Below are 16,582 nucleotides of genomic sequence, written 5' to 3'. Positions count from 1 at the left end.
TGCGAGAGGCTGATGGTAAATGGCGGTTTTTATAGAAAACCTGCCATAAATAAAACCACTTAGCTATGTTATTGCCTTTTTATATGATCCGTGACAAATATCCTGCAGGTAAAGGCATTCTATTTATGATCTCTTATATCCCTTACGGAATTACCCTGATTAAACGAAACAGGGAATTGATAAGAGTAGTCATGATGAGTCCAGTTTTGATCCTTCATCATGCGGAGGAGATTTTGGGCTGTGAGTTTTCCCATTTCGAATTTCGGGTGTACTGCCGATAAAATCGTCAGCTCTCCGGCCTCCTGCATTTTTGCATCATCAAAGGAAACAATGGAAACATCCTCCGGCACCTTCACGCCTCGTTCGTTAAGAAAATCTATATATCGATATGCGATCTCGTCATTGTAGAGAACAAGGGCTGTGCACTCCTTTGTCCTGCGATAGAATGACATCAGACTTTTCTTGCTGAATTTATCCTCCATGTCCTTTGTGGTGTACCAGCGTACCCAGTCGTCGTCAAAGCGAAGACCCAGTTCGGACAGGCACTCTGTATAACCACGATAGCGTTCCATTCCCTGCATGTCATCCGACTTAAACATTCCCCCGATCTTTCTGTGACCATTTTCAATCAAATGCTTAGTCAGTTCATAGCTGCTTTTTGCATCAGACATTTCAACACTGTCGAAATTTATGTTTGAATAATGATTATGGATAAAGATAGTAGGGATATTCTTCCTTTTGATTTCTTTATACAATCTCTGATTGGGATTCGGGAAGCTCGTACGTGTGCCCTCTATGATCAGGCCTTGAACACCTGCCTTCAGGAAATTTTCAAGGAACATGGTTTCTTCATTGAGATGATTTTTTGTAATGGCTACATCGATCTGAAGCCCCTGTTCCTTCATGACCGATTCTATTCCGGCATAGACCTCCGGAAACAGATAATCTGCAAAATAGCTAAGAATCAAACCTATATGCGGTTTTTTATCCCCCTCGGGTTCCGCATCAGTATGGTAGGAAACGTAGGTTCCGCTGCCGCGGACCCTTTGGATGAGTCCTTCCTGTTCCATTTTGTCAAGGGCCATACGTACAGTCTGCCTGGAATAGCCAAACTTTTTTTCCAGTACATGCTCGGACATGAACTTGTCGCCGTTTTTAATGACGCCACTCATGATGAGCGTACGGCCCCATTTATACAGTTTCTGATATTTTAAGCTTTCGTTGATATGCTTTTGGTTATCTTTGCTCATTCTGTTTACTCTTCACTACTCATCTGTAAATGATGTTTTCCGGCTTTGGTATCTGACACAGATGCAGATTTTGTTGGCTCGTAAAAAAGATATTTACAAGGGGTCACAGGTTTTGAGTTGGTTATTTGATGACCTGTAATGATTTCCTGTCTGCAAAAACTGCCACAAATACCAGGAATACTATTCCCTGTATAAGCTGCATCATCTGTGTTGAAAATCCCATCATGGTGAGTCCGCTGTTAAGTACGATATACAGAAGCGAACCTACGATGATATTTTCAAAACGAACCTTGGCTCCGCCTGAAATAGGCATTCCTCCGAGTACAAGAGCGATGAGAATCTGTGTTTCCAACTGACTTCCGCCTGAAGATGTAACGGATCCGACCTTGATAACATTTATGAATGCCGCAAAACCTGTGATGGCGCCGGACAATACATAAACCCAGAATTTCATCTTGTCTGTTCGGATACCTGAGAACATGGCTGCTTTCTCTCCTGCGCCTATAGCCTTCAGATAAGTTCCGAATTTGGTAAATCTGAAAAGTACAAAACCTGTAACAAGAACAAGCAGAGTAAGAGCTACTTTAAGTTCTGTTCTGTCAAAATTTATCAGAGCAGCTGATCCCGCTACCGGAGCATTGGTGGTCAGGTACTTGATGAATCCGCGGAACAGAAACATTGTACAGATAGTAACTATAAAGGACTTGATCTTACGGTATACATAGAAATATCCGTTAAATGCACCTATCAGTGCTCCTGTCAGGATGCCGCATACTATGCTTAGGGGGATGTTGATTTTGGACACCATACATACCACTATGGATGCTATTCCCAGGATGGATCCCTGTGAAAAATCAAGACCTCCCATGGTCATGATAAAAAATACACCGGTTGTGGCGATCATGGTCACATATACCTGGGAAAGAACAAGGGGCATATTTTTGACCATTCTGAAATTAGTCAGAACATTAAATACCAAAAATACTATGATCAGACCAACGATGGGAAGATATGTCTTGACTGCGGAAATCATGGAGAGATTTCCTGTTTTCGTTTCTTTTGCTGCTGCCATCTCTGTTTTACTCACTGCCACCATAATTCCTCCTTAAACCATCATTGTGATCAGATTGTTTTCATCCAGTGACTCGCTTCTTTCGATCTGTCCGTTGATCATTCCGTCCTTCATGATGATGATACGATCACACATTCCTATAAGTTCCATCAGCTCTTCGGAAATCATGATGATTGATTTTCCTGCTTTTCTCATTCTGTCCATGAGCTGATATATATCCTGCTTTACCTTGATATCGATACCTCTTGTCGGGCTGTCCAGTACGACGATATCCGAATCTTTGCCTATCCATCTGGCGAGAACTACCTTCTGCTTGTTTCCGCCGGAAAGATCTGATACAAACTGATCGACATTTACCATCTTTACCGACATGTCTTTTGCGAATTTATCTGCAAAGTCTCTGAGCTTTTTATCACTTAACATATGTCTTTTGTCTGCAAGCTCATCCAGAGAAGGAAGGCAGATATTGTCCATGATGCTCTGATTAAGTACAACGGATTCATTATCTCTGTCCTTTGAAGTATATGCGATGCTGTGCTGAATAGCTGTGGGGATATCATTGATCTCGGTGCCGTCTGAAAGCTTTACGGAACCGGTTCTGTCATAGGAAGCACCGAAGATGGCCTTGCCTACTTCGTGCATTCCGGATTCCGAAAGACCTCCGAAGCCTAAAATCTCTCCTTTGTGAAGCTCGAAATCAAGCTTGTTCAGGAGCCCCGGTACCGATACATCTTTCACTGAAAGAACGACCTCGTCGGATACCTTGCTGCCGTAATCTGAACGGTAGTAATCTCCTGTCACTTCGCGGCCTACCATGAGACGCTTCAGATCCTCTTCGGAAACATCTTTGCTCTTTACGGTATCGATATAAACTCCGTCACGAAGAATCGTGATGGTATCTGAACGATCGAGTATTTCCTGAAGGTCATGGGATATAAAGATAATGGTATTGCCCTTCTCTCTTATTTTGTCCATAACCTTGTAAAGCTCATTTCTTCCCTCCTGGGAAAGAGCTGTTGTGGTCTCATCGATAACAACGATCTTTGGGTCAAAATAAGTTGCCTTTACGATCTCAACCAGCTTCCTGTCTTCGAAGTTGTAGTCATCGATCATTCTCTGGGCTTTGATCCTGTCAAATCCGTAGCTGTGGAGAAGCTCATTGGCCTCTTTTATCATTTGCTTTGTGTTCTTGATTCCGCACTTCACAAATCTTTCCTCATGCCCCAGGAATATATTTTCTGCTACGGTAAGACCTGAAAGTGTTCCAAGCTCCTGGACTATGATGGAAACGCCGTGGTTGTTGGCATCCACCTGATTTTTCGGATGGATTTCTTCGCCGTCCAGAACAAAGATACCGCTGTCTATACTGTAAATGCCTGTCAGCATATTTGTTAATGTTGACTTTCCTGATCCGTTCTCGCCTATCAGGGCGTGAACCTCTCCTTTGTTGATGTTAAAAGAAACATTCTTAACTGCCTTCGTGATACCGAAGGACTTACAAAGATTTTTTACCTCTAATCGAACCTCGCTCATTGTACCCTCCTGTGTCACTTTACAATTTCGCCTTTATTGATCTTTGTGGTTACAGTGATGATGATCAGAAGCGCAAAGCCTGTGATAACATCCTGAATCGCTGTGGGAGCGCCCAATGCGATAAAGCCGAAAAAGATGATGTTGATGATGAACTCACCGATGATGATGGCCTGTAAAGGAATGCCGTATTTTTTGAAGGCAACTCCGAAGAAACAGCCCATTGTAGGGATAAAGTTACGGCTCATGGAAGCCATGCCGGTTACAGCGACCATTGAGGATCCATAGCTTATGGTCAGAACTGCCATGATGCCTAAAAAGCCACCGCTTAAAATGAAGGCCAGAACTTTGTATTTGTTGACATTGATACCCATGTTCTTTGCAACAAATTCGTTGCTGCCGATGGCATAGGTATAAGTACCGATTTTTGTATAGTTAAGGAATACATAAGCTACGATAAAAGCGGCTATTGCAAGAATGATATCGCCGGGCATCTGTCCGAAAACTCTCAGACCTGCCGGTAATGTCTGCTCAACGCCGCCTGCAATGTAGTTTGCAACCGACTCATAAATAAGTGCAAGACCTGTGGTTACTATCATTGACGGGATACGAAGCTTTACATAAAAGCTTCCGTTGAAAAGTCCTACCAGACATCCGCAGAGTAAAGCGCCTATAATGAGACCTGCATATCCAAGGCCAAGCTTTGTAGCGAAAACACAGCCTACTATTGCTGAAAGCATGATGTTTGCACCGATTGAAAAGTCAAACATACCCATGACCATTACAAAGTAGAAACCTACGGCACCTACACTTGCGATAAGGCTGGCCTGAAAATAGCTTAGCATATTGTTGAATGATCCAAAATTGTGTGGTGTAAGTATTTTAAAGATTCCCCAGGAAAGCACAACCAGTAAGAGTAAAATCAAATAACCGCGAAGGCTTCCTTCAATCTTTCTTTGATCCATTGTTACAGCGGAAGAATTCATTTTGTTACCTCATTTATATATCTGTGGGAAGCCCGGCTGTATGATTCTCTACGGTAAAAGCCTGGGCTGTATTTTGGAAACATCAGCCCGGAGAAAATTCGTTTAGCGAATGGCTGATGCTACATGTCAGGTCTTCTTCGAAAACCTGACAGATGTTTTTAAAACTCGAGCCGATATCTGTGCCTAAGCTCGATACCGGCTCATATGATGTTTATTAATAGTTTTTGTATTTATTTTCCTGCACGCGCAGCTGCATCCTCGATAGAAATCTTAGCGGCTGCTTCCTTAAGTCCATCAAATGAAAGCTCAGACATTGAAACGAGCTCTTCGTCTGTATATGGAAGCTGGTCTACGAAGTACTTCTCATAAGCCTTGTAGTCATCGGCTGATGATACATAGAGATATGGGAACGGAACGTCATTAAACTGTCCTTCAAATCCTGTGTAGTTGCCCTTGATAGCGTTGTAAACCATCATGAATGCGATAAGCGGATCGCAGTAATGTCCGCCGGACTCACCTGCCATTGAACCGTTTTCAAGTCTCTCTCCGAGATCAGGAAGGAAGTCTGTTGATACGATGTCGATATCCTGTGTCTTTCCTGCACGCTCAACAGCTGCAATAGCTCCCTGAAGAGGATCTCCGCCGCCGCCGGCAGGGATAAGTGCATCGAGAGACGGATCTGCAGACATCAGAGCTTCTGCAGCCTTTGAACCGCCCTCTGAAGTCGTACCTGCATACTGGGGCTCGGAAAGCTTAGCCTGATCATCAGGATGCTCTGCATTCCACTTTTCAACACCTGCCTTATAGCCTTCCCATCTTCCGAGCCAGGTTGCATCACCCTGCTCCCATCCGATGAGACCGATGTTGCGATCGCCCTTGTCGAGAAGGATGTTTACAAGCTTCTCGCCGTTCTCGGGCTCATTCTCATGAACAGCACCTACATAGTAAGGTGAATCTGTAGCAGCTTTATAGATGTCTGCGCTGTTGTCCTTTGAGATTACACGGAAGAACTGTGCGAGATAAACCTTGTTGTCGTTACATGTCTTGATGGCTGAAGTCATCTCTGTATCAGATGAGTTACAGATTACGATTCCCTGGCAGCCGGCTGCTGCGAGTTGCTCAACAGAAGCTGTTACCTTTTCGGAAACATGGCCCTGATCAACATACTGAACCTGAACGCCCAGAGACTTTGCGGCCTCATCAAGGATCTGCTTGCACTGTGATCCGAGGACGTCTGTTGAAGACCAGATAGATACACCGATCTTTATGTCCTTGTTGTCGATAGCGGCTGTCTGTCCGCTTCCTGCTGCAGGTGCTGCAGGTGCTGTGGGTGCACTGTTACTGCCACAAGCTGTAAGTCCGGTTACCATAGCTACGGACGCTGCAACGGCCGCAACTTTTCTCAGAATTTTTCTCATTATTAAACCTCCATTTAATGATTGATCACTTTTTTGTTGCTTTTCACAACTCGTTGAACGTAGTTTATCAGTGGCTTTGTCTATTTGCAATACAATACAAGGTATTTATATCACAAAGTTGTATTGAAAATATGCATAAAATCACATATAAATGGCGCGAAAATCTACGAAAATATGTCAAATACACAACAGCCCTTGATTTTGGGTGGTTTTTATGAGTGAAAAATAGTTCAATTTCTATATAAATTTAACATTTAGAGGACGTTGTTCCAAAAAACAATACAACTTGGCATTTGTACGGTTTATGTATTTTTTCTGACAATAAAAAGAGGAATGTGATAATAACCACATTCCTCAGAAATACTATGAATTCGAGTGTTTAACTTCGATTTTTATAATTTATTTTATTAATGACTGTCCTTATACGCCGCAACACGTTTTCCTACATTATCCTTTATGTTGCTATAGTAGTAGGTATAATCGCTGGCGTGGCGACCGTCCGGGCCGAAGAACTCGGCTGCGGTTCTGGCATTTTCCTCGGGCATTGGTTCAACCTTTGCATGAGTAACGACCACACCGCGGGCGAGATTGATCTGCGCATCCGCACCCATATCGCCTATCGTGGCCTCACCGGTTTCTTCGTTCTCCACGAGGGATCCCAGGTTCATGCTGGCCGGAGCGTAGGTTTCATCAAGCTTCCAGTTGAGGGGGTTAATGCTTCTGGTGTTAGGCAGTACAACGACGTTGTGAGCATTAGTCTCAACGTTCTTAGGCCCCTCTGTATTCCATGCTATTATGACGCCTGTGTCGGTTTCGCCGGTGGCGAACTTAAGGTGCGGGTTGGCCGCAAGATACTCGTCTGTGACGGAGTAGCCGATGGTGTAGGCTGCGACCATGCGTGCATAGTAATCCGGGTGATCCTTAAAGTAAGTACGAAGCAATAACAGAACCATGGCTGAGCCCTGGCTATGACCTGCGATGATAAAAGGACGACCACCGTTGTAGTTTTCAAAATAGTAGTCCAGGGCAGCAGTTATATCGTCCATGGGCATGCCTGCAAAAGCAGCATCTGCGGTTCCGGTTTTCTTAAACATTTTTCCGGCATACTTTAAGCCTGACTGGCGGTAGTACGGGATGAAAAGGTTGGTGGCATCCTCATAAGCAGTCGCATGCAGCTGGTACTCTTGTTCCGCACCCTGCAGCATCTCTTCATTGTCGAGGCTGGCAAAGTCGGGGGCACCTTCTGCAAAGCTTCCCATGATATACTCCGTCGCATAGACATAGAAGGTATCAACATCCTTGGTGATTTCCGGAAGCTTGCACCAGCATTCTTTCCTGGAATAGTCGGGTGCAATACCTAATGTATCTGATGAAAGGTTGTTGCTCATTATTTCTCCTCTCTGCTTTTAATTTTACGGTTCAGCCTGTGGACCATGAGGAACAGGCTGAACCGTTAACAAATATTTTTATTTCACTTTCTTTCCGCCAAAGTAAACTTCCTCCGGCTTGTTGAAGCTGAATCCTTCTTTTTCGGCTGTGAGCAGGTCTTTGTCGAATACCAGGAAGTCTGCATCCTTGCCGGCAGTTATGGAACCCTTTTTGGATTCGATGCCAAGCTGTTCTGCTCCGTTTATCGTATATCCAACCAGCATCTCCTCAATTGTCATTACCTCTTTTTCAGGAGGAAATACCTCAGGGAATCTGGCAAATTCGTAATGTCTGGTCTTTTCTGTGATCAAACGTGTCATTCCGACTTCCATGCCAAGATACGGATTCCAGGTCATAAAGTCTCCGAAGACAATGTTGTCACTTGACCATGCTACCTTGGCACCGGTATCCCAGACAGTTCTGCAGCGGAACTGCTTTTTGGAACGCTCCTCGCCGAGCCATGTAGCACTGAAGCTGGTATCTCCTGCGTGCCAGTGCGGTGTGTAGTTTGCATAAACTCCAAGCTTAGCAAAACGGTCAAGATCCTCATCACACTGCACCTCAAGGTGTGCACAGGTGACTCTCACATGGAGGTCATCGCCCATTTCTTTTTTTGCCATCTCTACGCCATCCAGAACTGTTCGTGATGCACGTTCTCCGACTGTGTGAAGGTGAAGATCCAGATTTGCTTCATTAAGATTCTTCAAAAGCTTCGCAATTCCCTCTGCAGTGAAAGCGGTAGATCCCAGTGTATGGATATCTACATAAGGTGTTACCATTGCAGCGGTATGGATCTTCTGGGTACCGTCCATGAAAATCTTCATTGTATGAACCTTCAGGTGCTCAGTGTTATACTCACGCTGTATACGCTTCAGCTGCTCCAGGCCCTCCTCTGCATCCTTTTCGGCATTGACAACCAGGCATCCGTCAACATAAACGGGCAGCTTTCCCTGCTTATCCAGTTCGCACAGGCGCTTATATACCTTCTCATGGAATTTCATATCGCCGGGAAGTCCCGCATCAAATACTGCGGAAACTCCGTATTCGACTGAAAAATCGATCCAGCGTTTTAGTGCCGCATCAACCTGTTCATCGCTAAGCTCCATTCCGCTGTCGAGAATGATGGGAACCTCCGTTGCGCCTTCATACATATTTCCGGTAACATGTCCGTCTTTTCTTACATAAAATGCAAGTCCTGGTATTGGATCTGGAGTATCGTCTGTGATACCGTGCCGTTCAAGAATTTTTGAGTTTACCCAGATGCTGTGACCCTCGCCTTCCTGAATCTGAAGCTCGGCATCAGGACATATAGCGTCGAGCTCCTCTTTTACGATATCCTCTCCCTTAAGGTATTTCTTCTCCAAAAAGAATCTGTAGCGCTTCTGCCCCGGATGCTCCTTGATAAACCTTTCCATCAGGTTCAATGCCTCCTGCTTGCCGTTCGGTTCAAGGCGTTCATCGATTTCTGCGTACTCAAACCCCACAGGAATGGTTATATGGACATGGCTGTCGATGATGCCGGGCATAATGAACTTTCCACCTAGGTCTGTAATTTCTCCCTCATAATTCGCAAGTCCTGCCTCGTCGCCAACATAGACAAATTTGCCGTCCTTTACCACAAGAGCTGCAGCCTGTGGATTGGCCTTGTCCGATGTAAAGATTTTCGCATTCCTGATGATCTTATCTGCTTTCATGTTTTGCTCCTTTGAAAAATATATTCTTTATCCGCCAGCTTTTTTGTCATCTAAAAAAAGCCCGTTAACACATACATAAGTTTTATCGACAGATGTTCTTTCTCATATAATTTTAAATTCGAAATAATTGTCCGCCACACGATCAGGCAGCAAAGTCATGTCATGGCAGACCATAAAAAGCTTCTTTTTCGAGATGTAACTAAGGAGACGTGGCCTGATAAGAAAAAAGTACTTCTCAGGTAAATAGAATTACCTTTGAAGTACTTTTATTTCGCTTTATCGTCTCAAAACCCACGTAATATCAGGCTTTTTTCTCAAAATCATGCGGCTTATTCTGGTTTACCATCCTGCCCGTATATGAGTAGAAGTATGTTTTCATCAAACCGTGTTTAAAGTGAATAAACCCTTGATATTACGTGCTTTTTTTGTACTTCAAATAAAATCCGGCCAATATTTTTATGCCTTCCGGCCAATTCTTGAATTCACAACAATTTGTCTTATAATTCGTATTTCTGACAGCTCAATACTTTACGTATCTGTTCTTAAATAAACATTATGATTGTCCTCCGCATATTCCAACAGTTCGTCAGTAAAGCCGTTCTTTGAAAAGATTACAAAGTGCTCTTTTCTGTTCTCCATATTCCATTTCACCTCCCTGGATTTATCCTTCAGAGCATCAAGAACAGATAGTCCCTTCTTATTTTTGGAATATTTGCATTCCCCGAAAAGGATATCCTTGCCGTTTGAATCGTAGGCCACGATGTCGATTTCTACATCCTTTGCGCCCCACCATCTGCCAACTCTGTTAAACATAAGTGAATCAGATAACAAGTCCCAGGTCCGTTGTCTGCATATGTCTTCGTAAACATAAGAAACATGATTATCTATCAGATTTTTCCGTATCTTCTCCTCTACGAATTCTGACCTTCCTGATTCAAGAAGGCTTTTATTCGGATAAACATATTTAAACCAGAATGCGATGAAGTTATCCTTGATGTTATATAAGCCCATCTTACTTTTTTCAGGATGCTCCTCTGTAATAGGCACTTCTCTTTCGATGATATCAAGGTCCATCAGATTCTTTAGATAGGATGTAAGTTTAGTCTGATGGACTTCTAATGCGGCTGCAATCTTACCCAGCTTGTGATTTCCAGCTGCAATAGTCTTCAGTATTGAAAAATAACTTCCTATTTCCGACACTTCCTTCTGAAGCAGGAATTCGGGTTCAGCGTACAGAAATGCATTCGTTGACAATATGTTTTTCTTTATTGCCGTATATACATCCTTTTCATCCTGAAAGATATTAATGTACTTAGGTACTCCACCGGTGACGGCATATCTCATTATCTGTTCGTCCAAACTCAGTTTCTCGTTAAATTCGTGATAGTAGGCAAAATCTATTTGCTTAAGCTTTATCTGGGCTGTTCGTCTGCCGTACAATGGGGAATTATAATTGAGTACCTGGGATGTCATCATGTTAATGAGCGAACCGCATAGGATTAGCATGATATTCGATTTACTTAATATGGTATCCCATATCTTCTGCATGATAGACGGGAACGAAGCATTGGCTTTTCCAAGATATTGAAACTCATCGATAACAAGTATTATCCGTTCATTCTTGCTCTCCGACGCGACAACCTTAAATATAGGATCCCATGAGCTAAGGCTCGATTCAGCCAGCAAATCGTTGTCAAAGGTCTCAGCCACCAGATTTTTAAAGGCATTTCTGTTTTCAGATTCATTCTCCTCAGTTGCCAGAAAATATATAGCCCGTTTATCTTCACAGAAATGGTTAATAAGAGCTGTCTTTCCAACACGCCTTCTTCCGTACAGCACAACAAAAGTCGCCTCTTCCTTGCGGTATTCATTATCCAAGGTTTCTAATTCATTAATTCTGTCTACGAATTTCATATAGGTCACCTATTGCAAAATAAATATATCTACAGATATTATAATACAAAATATAATACCAGTAAATATATTACGCAGAGACGCTCACCCTTGACTAGCAACTTTGTCATTGAAATCTGTTATCAGTTTCTTTAGCTGAAAACCCTCGTCAACTCCTGCCTTTTCGCATGAGGCAGAGAATTCATCCATCAGCTCTTTTTTAATTTTAAATGTTTCTGTACTGACTTGCTTGATTTTCTTTCTCATCTCTTCTTTTATGTAATTCCCATGTGACAACCGAAACGGTTGTTGTGACTATCGTTCTGAATATATCCATAATATTGTCCTTTCTACCAATAGATTGACGTTTCTTTTGTATAGATGATACTTGCATGTATGTTAGCAGATTGATAATTTAAGGAGATTGAAATTTCCCTTTTCAAGGAGCATGAAGAGCTGATTAACCCTCTTATGTGCTCTCTTTCTCTGTGCTTTTGCTTCATGACGGGCATATTTCTTACTTGAGAATCTGAAATTCTTCTCGCCTCGCTCCATGGCAGCTTTATATCTGTCGTGCTCATAGATGTAGTTGAGATATCCGCTTATCATGTTACTGGATAACGCATCTACCTGCCTATGATAAGGTTCATTCTCAGGATGAACAAAATCCAGAGGCTCTGAAACAGTGTTTCTATGGTAGAGGGTAATAGCCTCATGTTTTTTGGAATAGACCATTTTCCAACAACCAATCTCGGTTTTTACATACAACACACTATCTATGAACCTGAAATCCATCTTTTTATTCTTTCTGTAGTATTCGATGGTATTCTGTTCAGTTCTGTAATGGTATGTCATTGAGTTACAGCATTTGCAGATGCGGTATCTTCTTTTCTGGGCATTCCTTTTGCTAAAGACATTCGGTTCTTTGGAGACATCATTTTTACGTAGTGACAATTCGGCTTGTGATATATCCTGCTGTCAGCATCCATGCTTAATACTCTTTCGTTCTTCATAGGAATCCTTTCCTGCCAGTTGGCAAATTGTGTAAACGATGCAAAGTAATGTGTAATTACTTTTTCTATGATTTGAGTCTACATCATGGCAGGTGGAAAAAATTGTACATTAATTCTCTATTATCTGCTCGTTCATTATGTCTAAAACCCGTCTAAAACGTGTTCGAAAGAAAATTCCTAAACACGTACTCAAAATAAATAGAAATTCCTGTGTGCGTTTTAAAGAATTCATCACATATTTACTGTGTAACTAAAAAAAGGCAACCAAATGCATATCACTAAAACCGGTTTTGACTGTGAAATATACAGTTGCCATAAACAAATAGATCTAGTAAAGGAGCCAATTAGACTGTGAAGCGTCTGTAAGTCAGAAATAAAAGTGGGGTTACGTGATGATGTGACAACACAAAAAGACGAAGAGATTCTTCGCTAGGACTTGAATAAGATATGGAACTGCGTTGGTACTGCAGATTTTCTGTGGCAGCATACAATGGGGTGCGCATTAAACGCAGTGTTATCGCCGATTGCTTCGAAATGAAGCGGTACGGTGTAGACAAATCTCCTCTAGGTGCTTGATAGGCAACACGACAAATCACGCAGGTACCGCAAGACCCAGGCTCCTTTAGAGCGTTCGTGGACGCTAATGAAAAAGACGGGCTCGTACACTTATTGTACAGCAACGTCACCACGGATTCAATTGTAACTGATAGTTGATATGGTCACATGAAACTATCGAAAAAAACACTTTTATAGAGGAGAAATATCAATGGATGTTTACAACATTACCAATTTAGCAACAGAGAGTGTTTCAGCGGATGTGACACTCCCTGATAATCTGAAGATAACAAAGGAAGAAGCTCAGCAGAAAACCGATGCCGAACTTCTCCAGATGATCCAACAGGCCCAGGGCCATACAGGGAAAGATTTTTCGGATTACATGAACTGTGACTTTTCCTACACCTACCTCACCGGACTTATCCGTGACAGAGGTTACGAAAACGGATGGCACAAAACATCTGAAGGATCCTCTCCTATTCTGAAGCCAACCGTTATCCGCATGAAAAAATCCGAAGATGGCACTACCCGAAAATCTTTCATCATCGAAGAAGCCGTTGCGGAAGAATGGAAATCCTTCAACAGGAATGTTCCATTTCCTTCCGTCACCCTCGGATGTGCTTTACGTAGGTTCATGGAGGATTATAATTCCGGACGCATCAAATTCGAGCTTGAAATATGATCCCCATCCTCGGGCGTTCTCGTCCTCATTCCGGGACTTCCTCGTTTCACATATTCTTCTATGCGAAGAATATGGAAACTCAAAAGCCCCTCCAATCGGACGAGGCGATTTAGCAGAAATCAAGCCGATGCTTTCGCACCGCTTTGATTTCTTCCCGTTCAGTCGATGCCTGACCACTACGAAGGAGCAAACAGTCCACCGGACTCTTTGCTCCTTCTCCGTTTGACCTCCGTTCGAGCAGGACATTCCTTCCTTATCGGAAGCAATGCCCCGGCTCTCACTCCGGTCATCAGTCATCTCCTTCCGGGTAAATCGCAAGACCACAAATCACCCCTCAGGGTGATTAGGCAAGTTTCGCATTGTGGCAAGCCACAATGCACCGCTGCACCAGAAAAGCCTTTGGGCTTTTCCGCTTCCGCTAAACTTGCCAGTGGGCTTTGCCCCCTTGGAACCCCCAGCAAGGTTTATTCAACCTCTGCACACCGAAGCCCTCCTTCAGTCCGTCTAAGGGTCCACCCTTGCATCCCGCCAAAGGTATTGCATCCCCTTGGAACCCTGCTCTACATAACATACTGTGCATCAGATGTTATGCGGATTATCACACATAGGGTGTCGCCCTATGTGTATATCAAGAATGAAAAGGAGAGTGAACAAAATGCTTAAAGTTAAGCGTAAAAGAAATAGGGCAGTCACCGTACGGATGAATGAAACTGAGTACGCTGACTTCCAGAATAAAGTTGAAGAGTCCGGTCTTTCACAACAGGCATTTGTGATAAATGCCGTTCGTGGTGCCACCATAACCCCTTCCGATGAAATCGCTGTCCTTAAGGATATAAGCAAGACCTTCGCAGATTTTGAAAAGCAGGTCTGGGGCCTTGGCACAAACGTGAACCAAATGGCCCACATTGCGAACAGCAAAGGCTATCTGTCCGGGGAATCCACGCTGACTAGATTATCCGACCAGCTCAGTGATATGAGAAAGGAGAGTGAAATGATATGGCAATCAATAAGGTCGTCAATAAATCAACAAAAAGTCACGGAGCAATGAGGAATGTCATTGAATACGTTCTCCGTGATGAAAAGATAAAAGAAGGCTACGTCGAAGTCACAGGGCCTTATGCTGCTGATACCATCAATTACGACGATGTTTACAAAACATGGCTTTCAGAAAAAAAGCTCTGGAACAAGGATTCCGTAAGAATGTATGTCCATAACATCATCAGTTTCCATAAAGATGAAGATGTTACTCCTGCCGATGTCCTTGCTATCGGAAAGGAGTTTTCAGATAAATTCTTCTCCGGCCACCAGTGCGTCATCGGTGTCCATCAGGATAAGGATCACCTGCACTGCCACATTGTCACTAACAGCGTTTCATATATTGACGGGATGAAGCTTCATCAGACTAAGCGGGATCTCCAACAACAAAAAGACTTCACCAATATCCTGTGCCTTGAAAGAGGTCTCAGTATTGCTGAAAAGGGACAACACTTTGACGGATCCGCTATTGAAAAGGGTGAGATCACTGCATGGAGCAAAGACAAGTACAACCTTCTTATCAATGATTCAAAGAAGAGCTTTGTTGCTGAATGCGCAATTGCAATCCTTGAAACCGTTCCCGAGTCTACAAGCCGTGAAGAATTTATCTCCGGAATGGCAGAAAGAGGATGGTCAGTTCAATGGGAGGATTCACGAAAGCATATCGTATTCCAAAATGAAGACGGAAAAAAAGTCCGTGACACTAACATCGAAAAGACCTTTACAGGTATGGAAGTAAACAAGGAGGCATTATTAAATGAATTTACGAGACAGAATGAACTCAGGCTCGACATACTCAGAGCCGATAAAGAAAGAGCTGCAGCCTATGCAGAACTCAAACGCTACTATTCCGAACTTGAGTCCGAAATTACGAGACTCGGTAATGAAAGAGCAATTGGAGATAATTCAGAAGCAATCCGAGAAAATTCGGGAGCAATCCCAAGACCTGCTAGATCTTGCCAGCATGATAAAGGATATGCAGTCTCAGCTAGATCAGATTGTGCCGGAACTGGAATCTCTGAAGAAACAAGGGAGAACATCGGATATAGAGAAGATACGGAAGCTTTCATCCGAAAACTCGAATCTCATGAAAAAGCTTCAGAAGAAAAGCGAGACTATTGTATCGCTGAACGACAGGATAGGGAAGCTGAGCGGCGCAGACTTAATCTTGAAAGAGAACGAGCGATTAGAGATGAGCAACAAAGAATTGCTGAAAAAAGAGCAAAACGCAAGAAACGAAGCATCAGCCATGGTTACAGCCGTTAAAAAGAAATATCAGCAAATACGGGTTGAGCTTCAATCTTCCATTGATGCTGCCAAAGCCCGTGAACGTGAGGCGCAAAAGTTGATAGCTGATGAATCTGCTAAAATTGATGCCCTTGCTGAATCCAAGGTTGCAAGTACGAAGAATGACCTTAAAAGACACTATGAAGAACTTGTTGAGAAGCAAAATAATTCACATGAACATAAGATGCGTGAGCTGGAAAGATTGTATAAAGGAAAGGTAAAACTTCTATATGGTCTGACCAGGGGTGGAATCGTTTATGGTCTCTTTGTCACCTCTTTGGCTGCGGTCAACTCCAAAAGATTTACTAATGACTTTATTTTGGTATTCAAGTTTTTAGGAAACTATATCTGCTTTTTGTTGGAAAATGCTTTTGATCTTGCATCGGCTGCGTGGTCCTTAAAGGAACATATCCCCTATCCCATCATAGATGTGCTAGTTCCTGGATTACTTGCTGGTTTAGGTTTTCTTCTCATATACGTTGGAATCATAGCCATAACGGGTTTCGTCCTATATATCATAGGAAAAGCCTATTCAAAATCATTTGCGGACACCCTGAGTGTTGCTGTAGCCCTGGTATCTCTTGCCTTGTTGGTATGGTTTGCTGATAGCCTAACCTTCATAAAATGCAACTTAATCCTGGTATTCCTGATTATACATGCTGTGTATGTATTTTTACGGATGATGTACGTCATGAGGGTACGCTAGTCCAATTTAGACAGTACCTTTTTTTAGCTAAGT

The 16,582-nt window shown here is 43.0% G+C and carries 15 protein-coding genes; 4 read left to right on the top strand and 11 right to left on the bottom strand.

Going from position 1 to position 16,582, the window contains the following annotated elements; genetic code table 11:
* Window positions 1–119: 119 nt before the first annotated feature.
* From G625_RS0103540 to G625_RS22280, 11 genes are all read right to left on the bottom strand, one after another.
* Complete coding sequence (locus G625_RS0103540; RefSeq protein ID WP_029200011.1) at window positions 120–1,250, bottom strand: GntR family transcriptional regulator; 1,131 nt, start codon at window positions 1,248–1,250, stop codon at window positions 120–122.
* A 121-nt stretch (window positions 1,251–1,371) separates the two neighbouring features.
* Window positions 1,372–2,283, bottom strand: coding sequence for an ABC transporter permease (locus G625_RS0103535; protein WP_442852564.1), 912 nt, complete (start codon window positions 2,281–2,283; stop codon window positions 1,372–1,374).
* A 72-nt stretch (window positions 2,284–2,355) separates the two neighbouring features.
* The gene (locus tag G625_RS0103530) at window positions 2,356–3,855 is read right to left on the bottom strand and encodes a sugar ABC transporter ATP-binding protein (RefSeq protein ID WP_029200009.1); all 1,500 of its coding nucleotides are present in this window, start codon (window positions 3,853–3,855) and stop codon (window positions 2,356–2,358) included.
* A gap of 14 nt (window positions 3,856–3,869) precedes the next feature.
* Window positions 3,870–4,838, bottom strand: coding sequence for an ABC transporter permease (locus G625_RS0103525; protein ID WP_029200008.1), 969 nt, complete (start codon window positions 4,836–4,838; stop codon window positions 3,870–3,872).
* A 230-nt stretch (window positions 4,839–5,068) separates the two neighbouring features.
* On the bottom strand, window positions 5,069–6,256 hold the full coding sequence (locus G625_RS0103520; protein WP_029200007.1) for a sugar ABC transporter substrate-binding protein: 1,188 nt from the start codon (window positions 6,254–6,256) through the stop codon (window positions 5,069–5,071).
* Window positions 6,257–6,663: 407 nt separating this feature from the next.
* A complete protein-coding gene (locus G625_RS18185; protein ID WP_044931439.1) occupies window positions 6,664–7,644 on the bottom strand; it encodes a DUF3089 domain-containing protein in 981 nt (326 codons plus the stop codon).
* Window positions 7,645–7,722: 78 nt separating this feature from the next.
* Window positions 7,723–9,378, bottom strand: coding sequence for an amidohydrolase (locus tag G625_RS0103510; RefSeq protein WP_029200006.1), 1,656 nt, complete (start codon window positions 9,376–9,378; stop codon window positions 7,723–7,725).
* Between the two features lie 528 nt (window positions 9,379–9,906).
* Complete coding sequence (locus G625_RS0103505) at window positions 9,907–11,292, bottom strand: ATP-binding protein (RefSeq protein WP_029200005.1); 1,386 nt, start codon at window positions 11,290–11,292, stop codon at window positions 9,907–9,909.
* 84 nt (window positions 11,293–11,376) lie between these two features.
* Window positions 11,377–11,538, bottom strand: a complete 162-nt coding sequence (locus tag G625_RS22285) for a chemotaxis protein (protein WP_156885016.1) — start codon at window positions 11,536–11,538, stop codon at window positions 11,377–11,379.
* A gap of 132 nt (window positions 11,539–11,670) precedes the next feature.
* Complete coding sequence (locus tag G625_RS0103495) at window positions 11,671–12,126, bottom strand: hypothetical protein (RefSeq protein WP_029200004.1); 456 nt, start codon at window positions 12,124–12,126, stop codon at window positions 11,671–11,673.
* Complete coding sequence (locus G625_RS22280) at window positions 12,123–12,284, bottom strand: hypothetical protein (RefSeq protein WP_156885015.1); 162 nt, start codon at window positions 12,282–12,284, stop codon at window positions 12,123–12,125. Before G625_RS22280 ends, G625_RS0103495 begins: the two co-directional genes overlap by 4 nt.
* Before the next feature lie 766 nt (window positions 12,285–13,050).
* On the opposite strand from G625_RS22280, the gene G625_RS0103485 reads away from it, so the two are divergent.
* The 4 genes from G625_RS0103485 (at window position 13,051) to G625_RS0103465 (ending at window position 16,549) form a co-directional block, all read left to right on the top strand.
* Window positions 13,051–13,521, top strand: coding sequence for a hypothetical protein (locus G625_RS0103485; RefSeq protein ID WP_029200003.1), 471 nt, complete (start codon window positions 13,051–13,053; stop codon window positions 13,519–13,521).
* 655 nt (window positions 13,522–14,176) lie between these two features.
* Window positions 14,177–14,569: a plasmid mobilization protein gene (locus G625_RS0103475; protein WP_049895659.1), complete on the top strand. Its 393-nt coding sequence runs from the start codon at window positions 14,177–14,179 to the stop codon at window positions 14,567–14,569.
* Window positions 14,518–15,822 (top strand): relaxase/mobilization nuclease domain-containing protein, encoded by a 1,305-nt coding sequence (locus G625_RS0103470; protein WP_029200001.1) that lies wholly within the window; start codon window positions 14,518–14,520, stop codon window positions 15,820–15,822. Before G625_RS0103475 ends, G625_RS0103470 begins: the two co-directional genes overlap by 52 nt.
* Window positions 15,749–16,549 carry a DUF6040 family protein gene (locus G625_RS0103465; protein WP_156885014.1) on the top strand — a complete coding sequence of 267 codons (801 nt, stop codon included), beginning with the start codon at window positions 15,749–15,751 and terminating at the stop codon, window positions 16,547–16,549. The genes G625_RS0103470 and G625_RS0103465 overlap by 74 nt, the downstream gene beginning before the upstream one ends.
* The last annotated feature ends 33 nt before the right edge of the window (window positions 16,550–16,582 follow it).

The sequence above is a fragment of the Oribacterium sp. NK2B42 genome (assembly GCF_000424445.1).
GTDB lineage: Bacteria > Bacillota > Clostridia > Lachnospirales > Lachnospiraceae > Oribacterium.
This window is presented reverse-complemented; position numbering and strand designations above follow the sequence as displayed.